Below are 15,916 nucleotides of genomic sequence, written 5' to 3'. Positions count from 1 at the left end.
GGCTGGCGTCCGCCCGATGAAATTCTTGCCGTGACTATTTCGGGAAATCGAGACCCATTTCACGGAACCGCTCGGGATCGTCGCCCCAATTCTCGCGGACCTTGACGAACAGGAAGAGATGGACCGGCTGCTCAAGGATCTCCGACAACTCCTTGCGCGAGGCAGTCGAGATCGCCTTGATGGTTTCGCCGCCCTTGCCGAGGGCAATCTTCTTCTGGCTGTCCCGCTCGAGATAGATCACCTGCTCGATACGCACCGAGCCGTCCTTGCGCTCTTCCCACTTCTCGGTTTCGACATGCGAGGCGTAGGGAAGCTCCTGGTGCAGGCGCAGAAACAGCTTCTCACGGGTGATCTCGGCGGCAAGCTGGCGCATCGGCAGATCGGAGATCTGGTCTTCCGGATAGTACCAGGGGCCCTCCGGGAGCGTCTTGGCCAGATAGTCCATGACATCGTCGCAGCCGGAGCCGTTTTCGGCTGAAATCATGAAGGTGCGTTCGAAGGCGATCTTCTCGTTGGCAGCGGCGGCCAGCGCCAGCAGATCCTCGCGGTTGACGCGGTCGATCTTGTTGAGCAGCAGGATCTTCGGCTGCTTGACCTCCTTGAGGCCTTCGAGGATGGCTTCGGCATCGCCGCGCAGGCCACGCTCACTGTCGATCAGCAGCGTGATCAGATCTGCATCCTTGGCGCCACCCCAGGCCGAGGTCACCATGGCGCGGTCGAGCCGGCGGCGCGGCTTGAAGATGCCGGGTGTATCCATGAAGACGATTTGAGCGTTGTCGTGGATCGCGATGCCGCGGACGATCGCGCGCGTCGTCTGCACCTTGTGGCTGACGATCGAGACCTTAGCGCCGACGAGGCGGTTCACCAACGTCGACTTGCCGGCATTGGTCGGCCCGATCAACGCGACGAAGCCCGAATGCGTCGGGCCACTGGTTTCGGCGGCGGCTTCAGCCGCGATATTTTCTTCTTGTGTCATCGTTCCGTCAGTTTCCGGCAGGCGATTGCTGCCAAATGCCTTCGCGCTCGAGCATTTTTGTCGCCGCGACCTGTTCGGCGGCTCGCTTCGACCGCTCTACGCCGGTTTCAGGCTTAATGCCAGCGACTTCCACCGTCACCTTGAAACGCGGATCATGATCCGGCCCGCTGCGTTCATCAACCCGGTAGAGGGGCGTGACGCCAAATTTCGCATGCGACCATTCCTGTAGCTCGGTCTTGGCGTCGCGCTTGGCGCCATCGGCCCGCACCGCCCTGCCCTGCCAGTAACGCAGGATGAACCGACGGGCGACTTCGAGGCCACCATCGAGATAGATCGCCGCGATCAGACTTTCGACGACATCGGCGCGAACGTTCATCATCCGCTTGCCGGTCAATTTCTTCACGTCGGCGCCGGTGCGGATATAGAGGTGGAGATTGAGTTCGTCGGCGACCGCAGCGCAGGTTTCAGCGCTGACAAGCTGGTTGAGGCGAACCGAGAGTTCGCCTTCCGCCGCCGTGCCGAAAGTGCGGAACAGAAGCTCGGCGATGCAAAGCCCGAGGACCCTGTCGCCGAGGAATTCCAGCCTTTCGTAATTGCTGCCCTTTTCCGTGCGGGCGCTGGCATGGGTCAGCGCACGGTCCAGGCGTTCCTTTTCGGCGAAGTCATGACCGATCAGGGCTTCTAGCTTCGCGCGGTCCGCCGCAGAAAGCGTCTGCGCCTTGCTCATTCAACGACCTTGAAGAGGCGGTCCCAGCGCATGTTCGTCGGCCACTTCCAGATTTCGCGGAAGGAAGTGTCGTTGCCGAGCGAGAAGAAAATGACGCTGGCGCGGCCGACAAGATTTTCCGCGGGTACGAAGCCGACGTCGAAGCGGCTGTCGAGCGAGTTGTCGCGGTTGTCGCCCATCATGAAATAATGGCCTTCCGGCACGATGAACTCGCGGGTGTTGTCACCGCGCGATACAGGGGACTGGTCGAGCGTATCGTAGGTCTTGCCGTTGTCGAGCGTTTCGCGGAAAACCGGCACGTCCTCGCCCGGGTCGAGCTTGTAATCCGAGGTGAAGCTGCCGTCCGCCACCTTGGGAACCGGCTTGCCGTTGACGTAGAGAACGCCATCGGTAACCTGAATGTGATCGCCCGGCAGGCCGACGCAGCGCTTGATGTAATCGACCTCGGGATTGGGCGGAAAGCGGAAGACGACGATGTCGCCGCGCTTCGGATCGGAGCCGAATAGGCGGCCGCTGAAGATATCAGGCGAGAAGGGCAGCGAATATTTCGAATAGCCGTAAGCGAACTTATTGACGAAGATGTAGTCGCCGACGAGCAGCGTCGGCATCATCGAACCGGACGGGATCGTAAAGGGCTGGAACAGCACAGTTCGGATCAGCATCGCCAAAATCAGCGCCTGAATGATGACTTTGATGTTTTCCCAGAGGGCGTTCGGCTTGGTATCGACTTTTTCGGACACGCAGTCTTATTCCTTCAAGACGCCGCGGAGGCGCAATTCTTTCTGTCGTTCTCTCTAGCGGCTTCGGTCGGTTGCGGCAATGGCGACAACATCAAAAGCGACGAGAGGTCGCGATCAAAACGCTCCCGGGGTCGCGATCAATCGCTCCCTTGGTCGCGGTCAAAGGCTCTCGGGCAACGCCTCGATAATGACGAAGGCCTGCGCCAAGGGATAATCATCCGTTATTGTCAAATGAATGGCGGGCCTGTGGCCCGCGGGCAGCATCGATTCCAGCACGACAGCGGCCGCGCCTGACAAAACCATGGTCGGCTTGCCGCTCGGCAGGTTGACCACGCCCATGTCCTTCCAGAAGATGCCTTGCGCTATGCCGGTGCCAAGCGCCTTGGAACAGGCCTCCTTGGCAGCGAAACGCTTGGCATAGGATGCGGCGCGGTTTGCGCGCCGGTCGGAACGCGCGCGCTCGATTTCAGTGAAGCAGCGATGGGTGAAGCGCTCCCCGAAGCGCTCGATGGACTTCTCGACACGGCGAATGTCAATCAGATCGCTGCCAATGCCGATGATCATGCCGGAGCCTTCCGTCGCTTAAGAATTCTGATTCACACGCTCGGCATGTCGCTGGCCGGATCGGCAAGCCGAAGGCGCGCCCTCTCCATCAGCCGTGTGCGGCGGCGCGTCTGAAAACCCTTCACCGTGTAGAACGTCAATGCATAGAGCGCAACGGCGGTGACGATCCCCGGCGGGATGGCGCCGAGCAGCATCGGCTCCAGAACTGGCTTCCACAACTCCATGAAGTTCAGCTTATGGAACAGGGCGGCAAGATCCACCGCCTGACCGGCGAGATGATCCTCGCGGCTGAGCAACAGATGGCCGATCTCCCAGGTGATGCCCCAGATGAATGGATAGGTCAGCGGATTGCCGAAGGCCGCGCAGCCGAGAGCGGCAGCCACCATATTGCCGGAGAGGAAATAGGTGATGACGAAAGCCATGATGAAATGAACGCCGATGAAGGGCGTCCAGGAGACGAAGACACCTGCGGCGACGCCGGCCGCAACCGCGTGCGGCGAGGCGCTCAGGCGCAGGATGCGCATTGTCAGATAGCGGATCGGGCGAAGGAAACCTTTACGGGGCCATAAAAGCTCCCGCATCTTTTCCTTAAATCCCGCAGGTTTGCGACGGCGAAACAACATGGCCGGTATTTAGTGTAGCGCATGCGGCCATGACAAGAGCACCAAGTGCTACCGTTTGAAAAACAAGCGCCGGTCCTCGCTCTATCGAGCAGCCACTTTCGAGGGGCGTCCGTCATGCATAACGTCCCTCACTCATTTCAAGTATAAGCTCAGTATCAGCGATTGCGGAACAGACCGCGGTCGACCTGGCGCTGACGAAACTCGAGATCAATACGATCGAACGAGCCATTGAGATAGGCCATTTCACGTTCCTGAGTGCTCGGAGCACGAAAGGCGCGAGCGATTTTCCTGAGAGGGTCAAACATTATCTTGTCTCATCTTCTGTGTACGTTTCGATGACCAGAAGATAGTCCCGGCAAAGGTTAATTACCACCACCGCAACATGGAGACAGCCATGCATTCAGCGCATTGCTTGCCCTTTTGATGCGCCATTTCGACCATCAAACGATCACAAAATGTGCAATTCCCAGTCGAGCCCGCGACAGATTCTAACAAAAGCTTAATCGTAGAGTCGCCGGACCGTGGCAATGCAGTCCAGTTCCTTCATCTGGGCGAGCAACTGATTGAGCTGACGCAGATCCCAGACCTCGACCTCGAGCATCATTTCGGTGAAGTCAGCCGCCACCCGCACCGTGTTCAGCAAACGGATATTGACATCGAGGCCCGCAACCGTCTGGGCGACCTTTGCCAGTGTACCGGGCTCATTCAATGCATTCACCATGATGCGGGCCATGAAACGCGACTTGTTGGCCTCGTCGAGATCCCAGCGAACATCGATCCAACGGTCAGGCTGATCGTCGAAGCGCTGCAGACTGGGCGACTGGATCGGATAGATGGTGATGCCGTTGCCCTGATCCATGATGCCGACGATGCGATCGCCGGGCACGGCGCCTGTGGTCGCGAACTTGACGTCGACATTGCCGGACAGGCCGCGGATCGGCCCGATCGCGGCATCGGCGTCGATATCCGAGTGGCCGCCGTCAGCCCCGGCTTTAGCCTTGCCAGGGATCTTGAAGATCATGCCGGCGGCGCTGCGGACGTTGAACCAGCCGTCGTCGCCGGAGGGCTTCACGGTGACGCGCTCGTCCTGATGATCGGGATAGACGGCGCGCAGCACGTCGAGCGAGGACATCTCGCCGCGGCCGACGGCGGCGATCGCATCCTCGACATCCTTCTGGCCGAGCCGATGTAGCGCCGGCTTCATCGCCTCGCGCGAGAAGATCTTGCCGGCTCTGTCGAAAGTGCGCTCCAGAATACGGTGGCCGAGGCCGGCATATTGCTTGCGGATCGCCATGCGGGTGGCGCGGCGGATGGCAGCGCGCGCCTTGCCCGTTACAACGATTTCTTCCCAGGCGGCGGGCGGAACCTGCACGCCGGAACGGATGATCTCGACCTCGTCGCCATTGGCAAGCCGCGTGACGAGCGGCATGATGCGGCCGTTGATCTTGGCGCCGACCGTGGTATCGCCGATATTGGTATGCACCGCATAAGCGAAATCGATCGGGGTGGCGCCACGCGGCAGGGCGATCAACTTGCCTTTCGGCGTGAAGCAGAAGACCTGATCCTGGAAGAGCTCGAGCTTTGTGTGCTCGAGGAATTCTTCCGGACTATCGCCCTCGGCCAGCGCCTCGATCGTATGGCGCAGCCAGGAATAGGCATTCGATTCGCGAGAAAGGATGTCGCCATCGGCATTGGTGGCGCCATCCTTGTAGAGCGCATGGGCGGCGATGCCGAATTCGGCGATTTCGTGCATGCGCTTGGTGCGGATCTGCAGCTCGATACGCTGGCTGGAGGGACCGACGATGGTGGTGTGCAGCGAACGGTAATCGTTCTGCTTCGGCGTCGAGATATAATCTTTGAAGCGGCCCGGCACGACGCGCCAGCGGGTGTGAACGATGCCAAGCGCACGATAACAGGACGGGATGTCCTCGACGATGAGACGGAAGCCGTAGACATCGGAAAGCTGCTCGAAGGAAAGCGACTTCGACTGCATTTTGCGAAAGACCGAATAGGGCTTCTTCTGCCGGCCCTTGACATAGGCACTTGTCAGGCCGCTTGCGACCAGCAGATCCCGCAGTTCGGCCTCGATCTTCTTGACGATACCCTCGTTGCGCTTCGAAAGCTCTTCCAGCCTCTTTGTGACGGTCTCGTAGGCTTCCGGGTTCATATGGCGGAAGGAGAGCTCCTCCAGCTCCTCGCGCATGTCCTGCATGCCCATGCGGCCGGCGAGCGGCGCATAGATTTCCATCGTCTCCTCGGAAATGCGGGCACGTTTGTCGGCCGACATGTGATCGAGGGTGCGCATATTGTGGAGGCGGTCGGCAAGTTTGACGAGCAGCACCCGCACATCATCTGATATGGCGAGCAGCAGCTTGCGCAGGTTTTCCGCCTGCTTGGCTTTCTTGGTGACGAGATCGAGCTTCTTGATCTTCGTCAGGCCCTCCACGAGGCGGCCGATATCCTCGCCGAAGAGTTCATCGATCTCGGCGCGTGTCGCCGTCGTATCTTCGATCGTATCGTGCAGAAGCGCCACCGCGATCGTCGATTCATCGAGATGCATGTCGGTGAGGATGGCGGCAACCTCGAGCGGGTGGGAAATGTAGGGATCGCCGCTCGCGCGCTTTTGCTGGCCATGCTTCTGCATGGCGTAGACATAGGCCTTGTTCAGCAGTGCTTCATTGGCATCGGGCTTGTATTGCTGAACCCGCTCCACGAGCTCGTACTGCCGCATCATTCCAAAGCCACTCCGATAAAAATAAAAGCGCGCCAATCAACGATTGGCGCACACATGGGCAATAATATGCCTAAGCAATAAAGGTGCAAGATTGACGATTGGTAATCGTCGCTCTTTTACATCGCCGGAAGCTTTTCAGAATTGCCGGCGAACCAAGGCCGGGCAATTCGGCTACATCCTTAGTAGTCGTCGCTCTTTTCCGGCGGCACCAGGCCTTCGATGCCGGCAAGCAGCTCTTCTTCCGACATCTGGTCGAAAGTGATCGTTTCCGGCAGGTCGTCCTGCTCCTCGCTGTCGGCCGCGGCTACGCCGCCGGCTGCGATCATGCTTGCCGGATCGGGCTCGGGCTCGTCGACTTCGACATGCTTCTGCAGCGAATGGATCAGGTCTTCCTTGAGGTCATCAGGCGAAAGCGTCTCGTCAGCAATTTCGCGCAGGGCCACAACAGGATTCTTGTCGTTGTCGCGATCGATGGTGATCGAGGCACCCTGGGAAATCAGCCGGGCGCGGTGGCTGGCGAGCAGAACCAGCTCGAAGCGGTTCTCCACCTTGTCAATGCAATCTTCAACTGTGACACGGGCCATTGCCTGTCCTTTGCGGTCGTCATTTCGGGATTAGCACGCCCGATACAATTAAAACCGGGCAAATACAAGTTTTTCGTTCCGGTTCCCTCGTCTTTGTCGGCGGTTGATCTAAATTTCCATGGAGAACGTCACAATTCTACCTATGGTTGCTTGGAATATGCCGAATCGTGCCCTAAATCTTTTGTATATGAATAATTCATAAAGTAAGGATCAGATCGAAATCGCAACACAAGCCATTGTTTTTATTGAGTTCTGTGTCTGCGGATTTCGATTGCTCTCATTGGATTGGTAAGCGATGTTTGACCCACGCGAAAAAATTGCACTCTTCATTGACGGCGCCAACCTCTACGCTGCATCCAAGAGCCTCGGTTTCGATATAGATTATCGTAAGCTTTTGAAAGCATTCCAGAAACGTGGCTACCTGCTGCGTGCCTATTATTACACCGCTCTGATCGAGGATCAGGAATATTCGTCGATCCGACCGCTGATCGATTGGCTTGACTATAACGGCTATAAAGTCGTCACCAAGCCCGCCAAGGAATTCACGGACTCCATGGGACGCCGCAAAATCAAGGGCAACATGGATATCGAGCTTGCGATCGACGCCATGGAACAGTCCGAAACGGTCGACCATCTCGTCATCTTCTCGGGCGACGGCGATTTCACAAACCTGGTCGAAGCATTGCAGCGCAGAGGCCGCAAGGTCTCAGTGATCTCGACCATGGCGACCCAGCCGCCGATGATCGCCGACGACCTGCGCCGCCAAGCCGACCATTTCATCGATCTCTTGTCGTTGAAGGCCGAAATCGGTCGCGATCCCTCCGAGCGCGCGCCGCGCCCGGCCGAAGTCGCCCCCGCGAGCGATTTCGAAGACTAAGCGATTCACATTTCGAAGCCGGCGTGCGTGTCAAAGCGCGGCCGGCTTCTTCATTTCAGGGTAAGCGGCTAAAAGATCGCGGCGTGGCGACAATGGCCCATGCGTTCAGCCATTGTCCTTCAGCAAGCGGCTTTTCTGCCGATTCCAATCGCGCTCCTTCTCGGATTCACGCTTGTCGTGCAATTTTTTGCCTTTGGCGAGCGCCAGTTCCATCTTCGCCCGGCCGCGATCATTAAAATAGATCTTCAGCGGGATCAGCGTCATGCCTTCGCGGTTGACGGCAGAACGCAGGCGATGAATTTCACGCCCCGACAGCAGCAGCTTGCGGCGTCGGCGCGGTTCGTGGTTGAAGCGGTTCGCCTGCAGATATTCCGGCAGATAGGAATTGATCAGCCAGATCTCGCCGTCTTCATCCGAAGCGTAGGATTCGGCGATATTGGCCTTGCCCTCCCGCAACGACTTGACCTCCGTGCCCATCAGCACGAGGCCAGCCTCGTAGGTATCGATGATCTCGTAGTTGAAGCGGGCCTTGCGGTTTTCGGCCACGACCTTGTTCACCACACGCTGGCTGCCTTTGGGGGCCATGACGATATTCCATTGCTTGGGGCGCGAGGAGCGCGCCCCATTTCTTACTCTCTATGTAAGAGAACGACCCTGCCTTGTGAAGACGGCCGGTCTCTTCAGTTCAGCAGGCCGGCATGACGCAGGGCTGCGTCGATCGCGGTTTCCGTTGCCGGCTCCAGCGTCGAAAGCAGCGGCGAGCGGACGTTGCGGCTCATCCGGCCAAGTCTGGAGAGCCCGTATTTGGCGCCGCACAAACCAGGCTCGAGGAAAATCGCCTTATGCAGCGGCATCAGCCGGTCCTGATATTCCAGCGCGCGGGCATAGTCACCAGCCAGCGTCGCCGCCTGGAACTCGGCGCAGAGGCGTGGGGCGACATTGGCCGTCACCGAAATGCAGCCAACGCCGCCATGGGCGTTGAAGCCGAGTGCCGTCGCATCCTCGCCGGACAATTGCCGGAAATCCTTGCCGCAGGTGATGCGCTGTTCGGAGACGCGCTCGATCTTGCCTGTCGCATCCTTGACGCCCACGATGTTCTTGTGCGCCTTGGCGAGCGCGCCCATCGTCTCCGGCGTCATGTCGACCACCGACCGGCCGGGGATATTATAGATATAGATCGGCAGATCGACGGCCTCGGCGATCGCCGAAAAATGCGCGATCAGACCCTTTTGCGTTGGCTTGTTATAATAGGGAGTGACGACCAGAACAGCGTTCGCACCGACCTTCTCAGCATGCTGGGCAAGCTCGATCGCTTCGCGCGTGTTGTTCGAACCGGCGCCTGCCATGACGGGAACGCGTTTTGCGGCGACTTCGATGCAGAGTTCCACGACCCGCTTATGCTCGGCATGCGACAGGGTCGGGGATTCGCCGGTCGTGCCGACCGGAACGAGACCACTGCTGCCTTCCTTGATCTGCCAGTCGACATGGGCGGCGAAGCTGTCTTCGTCGATCAGTCCAGCATCCGTGAAGGGAGTGACGAGGGCGGGAATGGACCCATTGAACATGCAAAGCTCCTCACGACCAAATCCTTGCTTCGGCCGCATTCCATGAATATTTTGCGCACCATAGAGCGCCGAAATCATCGCGACAAGCGCGTAGAGTTCGGTTTAGGGCAAATTCCGATAGCAGATGTGAATGAAATTTACCTGCAATGGTAAGGTTTCGTTAAGATACCTCTAGCCAAATGGCAGGGCGTGTTTTCGTTGCGAGATCCCGGATGAAGAAAGCTGTCCTGATTCTGTCCGCCTTCGGCCTCGTTGCCGCTGCGTGGGGCAGCGTTGCGTCGCCGCTTCCCGGCGAGAGCACCCCCGTGCCTGATGTCAAGCCGCTCGGCTTCATTCCCGAGACAGCCATACCGGAATCGATCACAACAGGCGCCATTCCACGCAATCCGGCAATCGCTCCTGTCAACAGCGACCTGAAGGCCGGCCTCGACGCGCTTTCCGACAAGAACCCGCAGCTAGCGGTTTCGATCCGCGACAGCATGCCTGACGGCACGCTCGACCGCCATATCCTCACCTGGGCAATCGCCGTTTCCGGGTTGAAGGGCGTTCCTTCCTATGAAATCGCCAGTGCTTCACAGGAGCTCAAGGGCTGGCCGGGTCTTTCGCGGCTGCGAGCCTATTCCGAGCGCGCCCTCTATGATGAAAACCCCGCTCCATCAGCCGTGCTTGCCGCCTTCGGCGATACGGCACCAGAGACGGTACAGGGCGCCGTCATCCTCGGCCGGGCGCTGGTTGCAACAGGCAGCCAAGCGCAGGCAGCCAAATATATTCGCAAGGTCTGGCGCGCAGAAGGTCTCGACAAGCCGATGGAGGACAAGATCCTCCTCGAGTTTTCCGCTCTGTTGACGCCTGCCGACCACAAGGCGCGGATGGATTACCTGATGTATCGCGGCCGGGTGGCGCAGGCCAAACGCTTCGGCGACATGGGCCAGGCGCAGTCGCTCTATAAGGCCTGGGCTGCGGTCGATGCCAAGGCCGGCAATGCCGGGGCGCTGCTCAATTCAGTCGATGCGAAATGGCGCGGCGATGCCGGCCTGCTGTTTGCGCGGATCGAATATCTGCGCAAACAGGACAAATATGCCGAAGCGGCAGCGCTTCTGGAACAGATGCCGCGCGAGCGCAGCGAGCTCGTCAACTCAGGCGAATGGTGGAACGAGCAGCGCATCGTCAGCCGCGGCCTCGTCGACCAAGGGCAGTTCAAACCCGCCTATCGGATCGTCGCAAACTATGCCGCAACGAGCCCGACAGATATCGTCGAGGCGGAATTCCACGCGGGATGGTATGCGCTTCGCGGTCTGCAGGATGCAGAAACGGCGGAAAAACATTTCCGTAAGATCCTCGAGACGTCGAACGGGCCGATCTCGGTTTCCCGCGCCTGGTATTGGCTGGGACGGGCAGCAGAAGCCGGTGGCCCTGGCAAATCAAGCGAATTCTACGTGAAGGCCGCGAATTTTCCTGGCACCTTCTACGGGCAGCTTGCGGCCGAACGGCTGGGGCGAAAGACCTTGAACGTCACTTATCCCTCGCCGAGTGCGGCCGACCGGCAAAGCCTACAGGCCCGCGAAGCCGTACAGGCGATTGCCCGGCTGGAGGCTGCCGGCCATGGATGGCGGGCCGACACGCTCTATCTCGCACTCGCCGACCAACTGCAAAGCCCCGGTGAACTGGCAATCCTTGCGGCACAGGCCGAGCAATCGGGTAATCATCATCTCTCGCTGCAGATCGGCAAGGTCGCCTATGGGCGCGGCATCGATGTGGCGGCGCTCGCCTTCCCCGTTGGGGTGATCCCTGCAAACGCCAATATTTCAGGCTCCGGCAAGGCGCTTGCCTATGCTATCGCCCGGCAAGAGAGCGCCTTCAACCCAGCGGCCGTTTCGGCAGCGAATGCGCGCGGCTTGCTGCAGCTTCTGCCGGGAACAGCGCAGGCGGTGGCCAAGCGCCACAACATCGCTTATTCCAAGGACAAGCTGACCGCCGATGCCGGCTATAACGCGACACTCGGCGCGCATTATCTCGGCGAGCAGATCGACGCCTTCGGCGGCTCCTATATCCTCACCTTCATCGCCTACAATGCCGGACCGAAGCGCGTGCCGGAATGGATCGGCCGCTATGGTGATCCGCGCGGCAAGCCGGTCGACGACATCGTCGACTGGATCGAGCGTATCCCCTTCCCCGAAACGCGCAACTACGTGCAGCGGGTGATGGAGAATTACGAAGTCTACAAGGCCCGTCTCGGTCAGCCGACCGATATCGAGCACGATCTCATCGGTGGGCGCAGCGCCTCCTGAAGCCGTTTGGCGCGGCATGAAAATCAAGCTACACCTTCGGGGATCAACAGATCTCGAGGGATGCGATGCTGGATACTTACGCAACCGACTTTCAGGAACGATTTTACACGTCCTCCGACGGGCTGAAACTTTACGCCCGTGACTACCAGCCGGAAGCGGCGGCAGCCGCTCAACGGCTGCCGGTGATCTGCCTGCCGGGCCTCACTCGCAATACGCGGGATTTCCATCCGCTTGCGCTGCTTCTCTCCCGGGACACAACGGTGCCTCGCAGGGTGATCGCGCTCGATTCACGCGGCCGTGGAAACTCAGCATGGGATGAGAACAAGACGAACTACAATCTCGCCATCGAAGCAGGCGACGTCATTGCCGCTTGCGCGGCGCTTGGCATCGAGCGGGCCATCTTCATCGGCACGTCGCGGGGCGGGCTGATCCTGCATCTCATCGCGGCAACACGGCCGGATCTTCTCGAAGCCGTCGTCCTCAATGATATCGGGCCTGTGATCGAGGCCGAGGGACTGGCGCGGATTCGCGATTACCTCAACAGCGGCAGGAGACCAGCGGACTGGAGCGACGCGGCCGATATACTGAAAGAATATCACGGCGCAGCGTTTACCGGGCTCGGGGAGCAAGATTGGCGCGAGATGGCGCACGCCCTTTACCGCGATGTCGATGGAAAGCCGGTCGCCGATTTCGACCCTGCAATTGCTGAGGCGCTTCAATCCGTCGATTTCACCCAGCCGCTGCCTGATCTCTGGGCTCAATTCGAAAGCCTGAAGCCATTGCCGCTCATGCTGATCCGCGGTGAATATACACTGCTGCTTTCACAGGAAACCGCGAACGAAATGGCGCGGCGGCATCCGGGATTGGTTCTGCATACCGCGTCAAAGCAGGGGCACGCGCCGCTTCTGCATCTGGGGAGCATTCCGGCTGCAATTCAGGCTTTTCTTGCCGGTTTCTGATAGGCATCGCTCTTTCGTTCTCCACGTATAGAGACAGTTGCCCAAAAGCAAAAAGCCCGGCTCAAGAGCCGGGCTTTCCGTATTGCCTAATCAGATCAGATTAGAACGAACGCTGCAGACGGAAGTAACCCGTCGTGGAGTCGTCGCCGTTGTCCGGATCGAAGTACTGAACCGAAGCCTTGGCGTAGAAGTTGTCGACGATCTGGTAATCAACCGTCAGACCAACCTTCCAAGCATCGCCGAGACCGTCGAAGTCGTCAGCAACGCCAACCTTGGTCGGGGTGCCGTAGTAGTTGCCGTAGTACTGAACAGCCGGGGTGATCTTCAGCTTGTCAGTTGCCTTGATGGCGTATTCGGCAGCAACAGCCCATTCAGCCTGCGAGTAGTAGGAGTTCGGGCCGGAAGAGTATACGCCAGCGAGGCCGAGCGTGCCGGGACCGATGTCAACCGTACCCATTGCACGGACAGCACCGTCTTCGTTGTCGACGTCGTAGCCGGCAGTGATCTGGTAGCTGAAGATGCCAGCCTTACCGCCGAGACCGACAGCAACGCCGACGTTGTTCGGAGCTTCGCCAGTCTTGAATACGCCGTCTTCCAGTTCGTCAACGCTGATGCCAGCATAGAAGTCGCTGGTTTCATACTGATAACGGATGGAGTTGTGCAGCGTTACGACCGAGCCGATGTCGTCGGTTTCGCCAGAGAGGCCATCGTCCCACCAGCTGTAGAAGAGACCGGCGCGGAAGCCCGCGACGTCGAGGTAAGCGGAGTCGAGCTTGGAATTCTGGCTGGAAGCGTTGTCAGCATTGAACTGCATGACGATAACGCCGGTCAGCGGACCGTATTCGGTGTCGCTCTTAGCCGTGAACTGAACCTGACCGCGGGTAACTGCATCCCAGTCAGAGTCGCCGCCGACGTCTTCGCCAACGTTAACCTGGAAACGGATGTAGCCGTTGATCTTGAGGCAGGTTTCGGTGCCCGGGATGTAGAAGTAGCCGGTGCCGTAAGCGTCGCAGACGCGAACATATTCAACCGGTTCCGGCTCGGCAGCAACGATAGCGTCAGCAGCCTGAGCACCGGAAACTACTGCGAGAGCAGCAGCGGAGCCGAGAAGAAGGCTCTTGATGTTCATAAATGACCTCCAATTCAAAGTTTCGATCGGGTTTGGGATCTTTCGCTGAGCAGCGTTCCCTGCCCCATCCCCGTGTTTCAAGAAGTGGACGATCAGTCGCCCTCGCTTCCGAGGCTGAAAATACAAGACGGGCGCCGTCACGCAATCACCAACTTACTCGGATGGGGGGTTTACCGGAGCCTTCCCGACGTCCTGTTGCTGAAAGGACACAAGTCGGGCGGGCGGGCCCGATTTCCTTTATGCTTTGTTAAGAAAACCCTGATTTTGCGGCGGCTTAGGCGAGATCGATGAAGCGCTGGACATACGCTTCCCGGCACATTCACGACACTTTTCGGACAAAATCAGGTCTACGGAGACTAGAGCACGACGACTGGAAGCGTAACCGAACGTTCACGGATCCGCTTTCGCCGTCCAATCGGACCATGGGCGCGGGAGCTGATTCCCGTATTCGATTCTCTCGACAGAGCCGGAAAGATTTTCCCGCCACCCGACCGACAACCACAGCCGACTAAGCGAACTGATTCCCTGTTGGGAGCTAAAGAGCGATATATGCTGGGAAATCAAAATGGCGGAGAAGATGGGATTCGAACCCACGATACGCTTTTGACGTATACTCCCTTAGCAGGGGAGCGCCTTCGACCACTCGGCCACCTCTCCGGTGCGGCCTAACTATGGTGACCGGTCTGTGAATGCAAGGGTTTTTTGAGCTTTCACCAGAAGAAATACACCGGACGGCATTTCAGCTGGTTGAACACACAAACGGCGTTTCACACCGTGATCCGCGGAATTTGACCGCGCTCCGTTCAGTTCGATGAGCTCGTCCGCCAGCGACCAGGCAAAGGATTGGCAAGGCGGCATTTCTACCGGCGGCAATCCTTTGGCGATGATCGATTCCTGCCTTAGCCCAAAAGGCTCTTCAGGTCTGTAGAGGGATCGGCGAGAATCGATTTGTCGGGATTGGTCCCGGATTCCAGCAGTTTTTTGCCGGTCACATAGGCTTTGGCGTCGTTGATCGCGTCGACTGCAATCAACAGCCCTTCCCTGAAGTACCAGATCGAGTGGGCACCTTCGCGGGCGCCGGGGCGCTGCAGCGTCTCGTCATAACCAAGATTGAAGCCGGCAATCTGCAGCTTGACGTCGTACTGGTCGGACCAGAACCACGGTTTCGGTTCATAAGGCTCGTTGCCGCCGGCGATGACGGCTGCCGCTGCCTCGGCCTGGTCAACGGCGTTCTGCACGGATTCGAGCCTGATGCGGCCGCCCTGCCAGGGAAGTGCTGCGCAATCGCCCGCCGCGAAGATCGCGGGATCAGAGGTGCGGGCGAATTCGTCGACAATGATGCCGTTGGCGACTTCAAGGTCGGCTTCTTTGGCGAGCTGGTCGTTCGGCACGACACCGATGCCGACGACGACGAAGTCGACATCGATGACCGAACCGTCGGAAAGTGCCGCACCAGCGACGCGACCATCCTTGCCGATTAGATGCTTGAGTCCGGTCTTCTCGCGGATTACCACCTCATGAGTCTGATGGATCGCGCGCATGATGTCGGCGGTCTCCTTCGCCGCAACGCGCTGCAGGATACGGTCGGCCATCTCGATGACGGTGACTTCAAGGCCGCGATGGCGGGCGACGGCTGCCGCCTCGAGGCCGATGTAACCGCCGCCGATGATGAGGACGCGACGGCCGGGACGCATCTCGTCGGCAAGCAGATCGGCATCGCGTTTGTCGCGAGCGACATAAACGCCTTCGAGATCGCCGCCGATTGCGGCCGGCAACCGGCGCGGCGTCGAGCCGGTGGCGAGCACAAGCGTGCCATAATCTAGAACAGAACCATCCTGCAGCAGGACTTGCTTGTTCTCACGATTGATCTGTTCGGCCCAAGTCGAAAGACGAAGGTCGACGTCATTGTCGGGATACCAGTGCTCCGGGCGAAACAGCAGCCGGTCGAAGCTCATTTCGCCGAGCAGGTATTTTTTCGAAAGCGGCGGGCGCTGATAGGGAGCGACGTCTTCTGCGCCGATAAGGGTGATCGGGCGCGTATCCTTCAACGCGCGCAGTTTGGCAGCCAATGCGAAACCGGCCTGCCCCGCGCCAATGATCACCAATCTATCCGTCACGATCTCACTCCCGAAACTGCGCCTGACAACCAT

15 protein-coding genes and 1 tRNA gene are annotated in these 15,916 nt (G+C 59.1%); 3 read left to right on the top strand and 13 right to left on the bottom strand.

Annotated features, from left to right (window positions below; all coding sequences use genetic code 11):
• Positions 1-34: 34 nt before the first annotated feature.
• The 8 genes from era to rpoZ all read right to left on the bottom strand — a co-directional run bounded on the left by era (position 35) and on the right by rpoZ (position 6,948).
• Positions 35-976 (bottom strand): GTPase Era, encoded by a 942-nt coding sequence (gene era / locus EFQ99_RS09360; protein ID WP_126920742.1) that lies wholly within the window; start codon positions 974-976, stop codon positions 35-37.
• 7 nt (positions 977-983) lie between these two features.
• Complete coding sequence (gene rnc, locus EFQ99_RS09355) at positions 984-1,703, bottom strand: ribonuclease III (protein WP_126920741.1); 720 nt, start codon at positions 1,701-1,703, stop codon at positions 984-986.
• Complete coding sequence (gene lepB / locus EFQ99_RS09350; RefSeq protein WP_126920740.1) at positions 1,700-2,443, bottom strand: signal peptidase I; 744 nt, start codon at positions 2,441-2,443, stop codon at positions 1,700-1,702. The genes rnc and lepB overlap by 4 nt, the downstream gene beginning before the upstream one ends.
• Positions 2,444-2,602: 159 nt before the next feature.
• Positions 2,603-3,007: a holo-ACP synthase gene (gene acpS / locus EFQ99_RS09345; RefSeq protein WP_126920739.1), complete on the bottom strand. Its 405-nt coding sequence runs from the start codon at positions 3,005-3,007 to the stop codon at positions 2,603-2,605.
• 32 nt (positions 3,008-3,039) lie between these two features.
• Entirely contained in the window at positions 3,040-3,630 is a 591-nt protein-coding gene (locus tag EFQ99_RS09340) for a DUF2062 domain-containing protein (protein ID WP_126920738.1), read from the bottom strand.
• A gap of 155 nt (positions 3,631-3,785) precedes the next feature.
• Entirely contained in the window at positions 3,786-3,935 is a 150-nt protein-coding gene (locus EFQ99_RS09335) for a DUF3563 family protein (protein WP_126920737.1), read from the bottom strand.
• A gap of 194 nt (positions 3,936-4,129) precedes the next feature.
• Positions 4,130-6,364, bottom strand: a complete 2,235-nt coding sequence (locus tag EFQ99_RS09330; protein ID WP_126920736.1) for a RelA/SpoT family protein — start codon at positions 6,362-6,364, stop codon at positions 4,130-4,132.
• 179 nt (positions 6,365-6,543) lie between these two features.
• Entirely contained in the window at positions 6,544-6,948 is a 405-nt protein-coding gene (gene rpoZ, locus EFQ99_RS09325; protein WP_003574261.1) for a DNA-directed RNA polymerase subunit omega, read from the bottom strand.
• 295 nt (positions 6,949-7,243) lie between these two features.
• Between rpoZ and EFQ99_RS09320 the strand changes: the two genes are divergently transcribed.
• Complete coding sequence (locus EFQ99_RS09320; protein WP_003546927.1) at positions 7,244-7,825, top strand: LabA-like NYN domain-containing protein; 582 nt, start codon at positions 7,244-7,246, stop codon at positions 7,823-7,825.
• A gap of 105 nt (positions 7,826-7,930) precedes the next feature.
• On the opposite strand, the gene smpB is transcribed toward EFQ99_RS09320, so the two are convergent.
• Together smpB and dapA are read right to left on the bottom strand one after the other, a co-directional pair.
• Complete coding sequence (smpB, locus tag EFQ99_RS09315; RefSeq protein WP_085736719.1) at positions 7,931-8,410, bottom strand: SsrA-binding protein SmpB; 480 nt, start codon at positions 8,408-8,410, stop codon at positions 7,931-7,933.
• 95 nt (positions 8,411-8,505) lie between these two features.
• Positions 8,506-9,390: a 4-hydroxy-tetrahydrodipicolinate synthase gene (gene dapA, locus EFQ99_RS09310; protein WP_126920735.1), complete on the bottom strand. Its 885-nt coding sequence runs from the start codon at positions 9,388-9,390 to the stop codon at positions 8,506-8,508.
• 212 nt (positions 9,391-9,602) lie between these two features.
• On the opposite strand from dapA, the gene EFQ99_RS09305 reads away from it, so the two are divergent.
• Together EFQ99_RS09305 and EFQ99_RS09300 are read left to right on the top strand one after the other, a co-directional pair.
• Positions 9,603-11,678, top strand: coding sequence for a lytic transglycosylase domain-containing protein (locus EFQ99_RS09305; RefSeq protein ID WP_126920734.1), 2,076 nt, complete (start codon positions 9,603-9,605; stop codon positions 11,676-11,678).
• Between the two features lie 65 nt (positions 11,679-11,743).
• Entirely contained in the window at positions 11,744-12,637 is an 894-nt protein-coding gene (locus tag EFQ99_RS09300; RefSeq protein ID WP_126920733.1) for an alpha/beta fold hydrolase, read from the top strand.
• Between the two features lie 100 nt (positions 12,638-12,737).
• Here EFQ99_RS09300 and EFQ99_RS09295 read toward each other — a convergent pair whose 3' ends face one another.
• The 3 genes from EFQ99_RS09295 to EFQ99_RS09285 form a co-directional block, all read right to left on the bottom strand.
• On the bottom strand, positions 12,738-13,766 hold the full coding sequence (locus EFQ99_RS09295; RefSeq protein WP_126920732.1) for a porin: 1,029 nt from the start codon (positions 13,764-13,766) through the stop codon (positions 12,738-12,740).
• A 566-nt stretch (positions 13,767-14,332) separates the two neighbouring features.
• Positions 14,333-14,423, bottom strand: a tRNA-Ser gene (locus tag EFQ99_RS09290).
• Positions 14,424-14,665: 242 nt separating this feature from the next.
• Positions 14,666-15,883 carry an NAD(P)/FAD-dependent oxidoreductase gene (locus EFQ99_RS09285; RefSeq protein WP_126920731.1) on the bottom strand — a complete coding sequence of 406 codons (1,218 nt, stop codon included), beginning with the start codon at positions 15,881-15,883 and terminating at the stop codon, positions 14,666-14,668.
• Between the last annotated feature and the right edge of the window lie 33 nt (positions 15,884-15,916).

Source organism: Rhizobium vallis, assembly GCF_003985155.1.
Lineage (GTDB): Bacteria > Pseudomonadota > Alphaproteobacteria > Rhizobiales > Rhizobiaceae > Rhizobium > Rhizobium vallis.
This window is presented reverse-complemented; position numbering and strand designations above follow the sequence as displayed.

Excerpts from the sequence above, each read along its gene's own strand:
- era (WP_126920742.1), bottom strand. The coding sequence starts at position 976 with ATGACACAAGAAGAAAATATCGCGGCTGAAGCCGCCGCCGAAACCAGT.
- rnc (WP_126920741.1), bottom strand. The coding sequence starts at position 1,703 with ATGAGCAAGGCGCAGACGCTTTCTGCGGCGGACCGCGCGAAGCTAGAA.
- acpS (WP_126920739.1), bottom strand. The coding sequence starts at position 3,007 with ATGATCATCGGCATTGGCAGCGATCTGATTGACATTCGCCGTGTCGAG.
- EFQ99_RS09340 (WP_126920738.1), bottom strand. The coding sequence starts at position 3,630 with ATGTTGTTTCGCCGTCGCAAACCTGCGGGATTTAAGGAAAAGATGCGG.
- EFQ99_RS09335 (WP_126920737.1), bottom strand. The coding sequence starts at position 3,935 with ATGTTTGACCCTCTCAGGAAAATCGCTCGCGCCTTTCGTGCTCCGAGC.
- EFQ99_RS09330 (WP_126920736.1), bottom strand. The coding sequence starts at position 6,364 with ATGATGCGGCAGTACGAGCTCGTGGAGCGGGTTCAGCAATACAAGCCC.
- rpoZ (WP_003574261.1), bottom strand. The coding sequence starts at position 6,948 with ATGGCCCGTGTCACAGTTGAAGATTGCATTGACAAGGTGGAGAACCGC.
- EFQ99_RS09320 (WP_003546927.1), top strand. The coding sequence starts at position 7,244 with ATGTTTGACCCACGCGAAAAAATTGCACTCTTCATTGACGGCGCCAAC.
- smpB (WP_085736719.1), bottom strand. The coding sequence starts at position 8,410 with ATGGCCCCCAAAGGCAGCCAGCGTGTGGTGAACAAGGTCGTGGCCGAA.
- dapA (WP_126920735.1), bottom strand. The coding sequence starts at position 9,390 with ATGTTCAATGGGTCCATTCCCGCCCTCGTCACTCCCTTCACGGATGCT.
- EFQ99_RS09305 (WP_126920734.1), top strand. The coding sequence starts at position 9,603 with ATGAAGAAAGCTGTCCTGATTCTGTCCGCCTTCGGCCTCGTTGCCGCT.
- EFQ99_RS09300 (WP_126920733.1), top strand. The coding sequence starts at position 11,744 with ATGCTGGATACTTACGCAACCGACTTTCAGGAACGATTTTACACGTCC.
- EFQ99_RS09295 (WP_126920732.1), bottom strand. The coding sequence starts at position 13,766 with ATGAACATCAAGAGCCTTCTTCTCGGCTCCGCTGCTGCTCTCGCAGTA.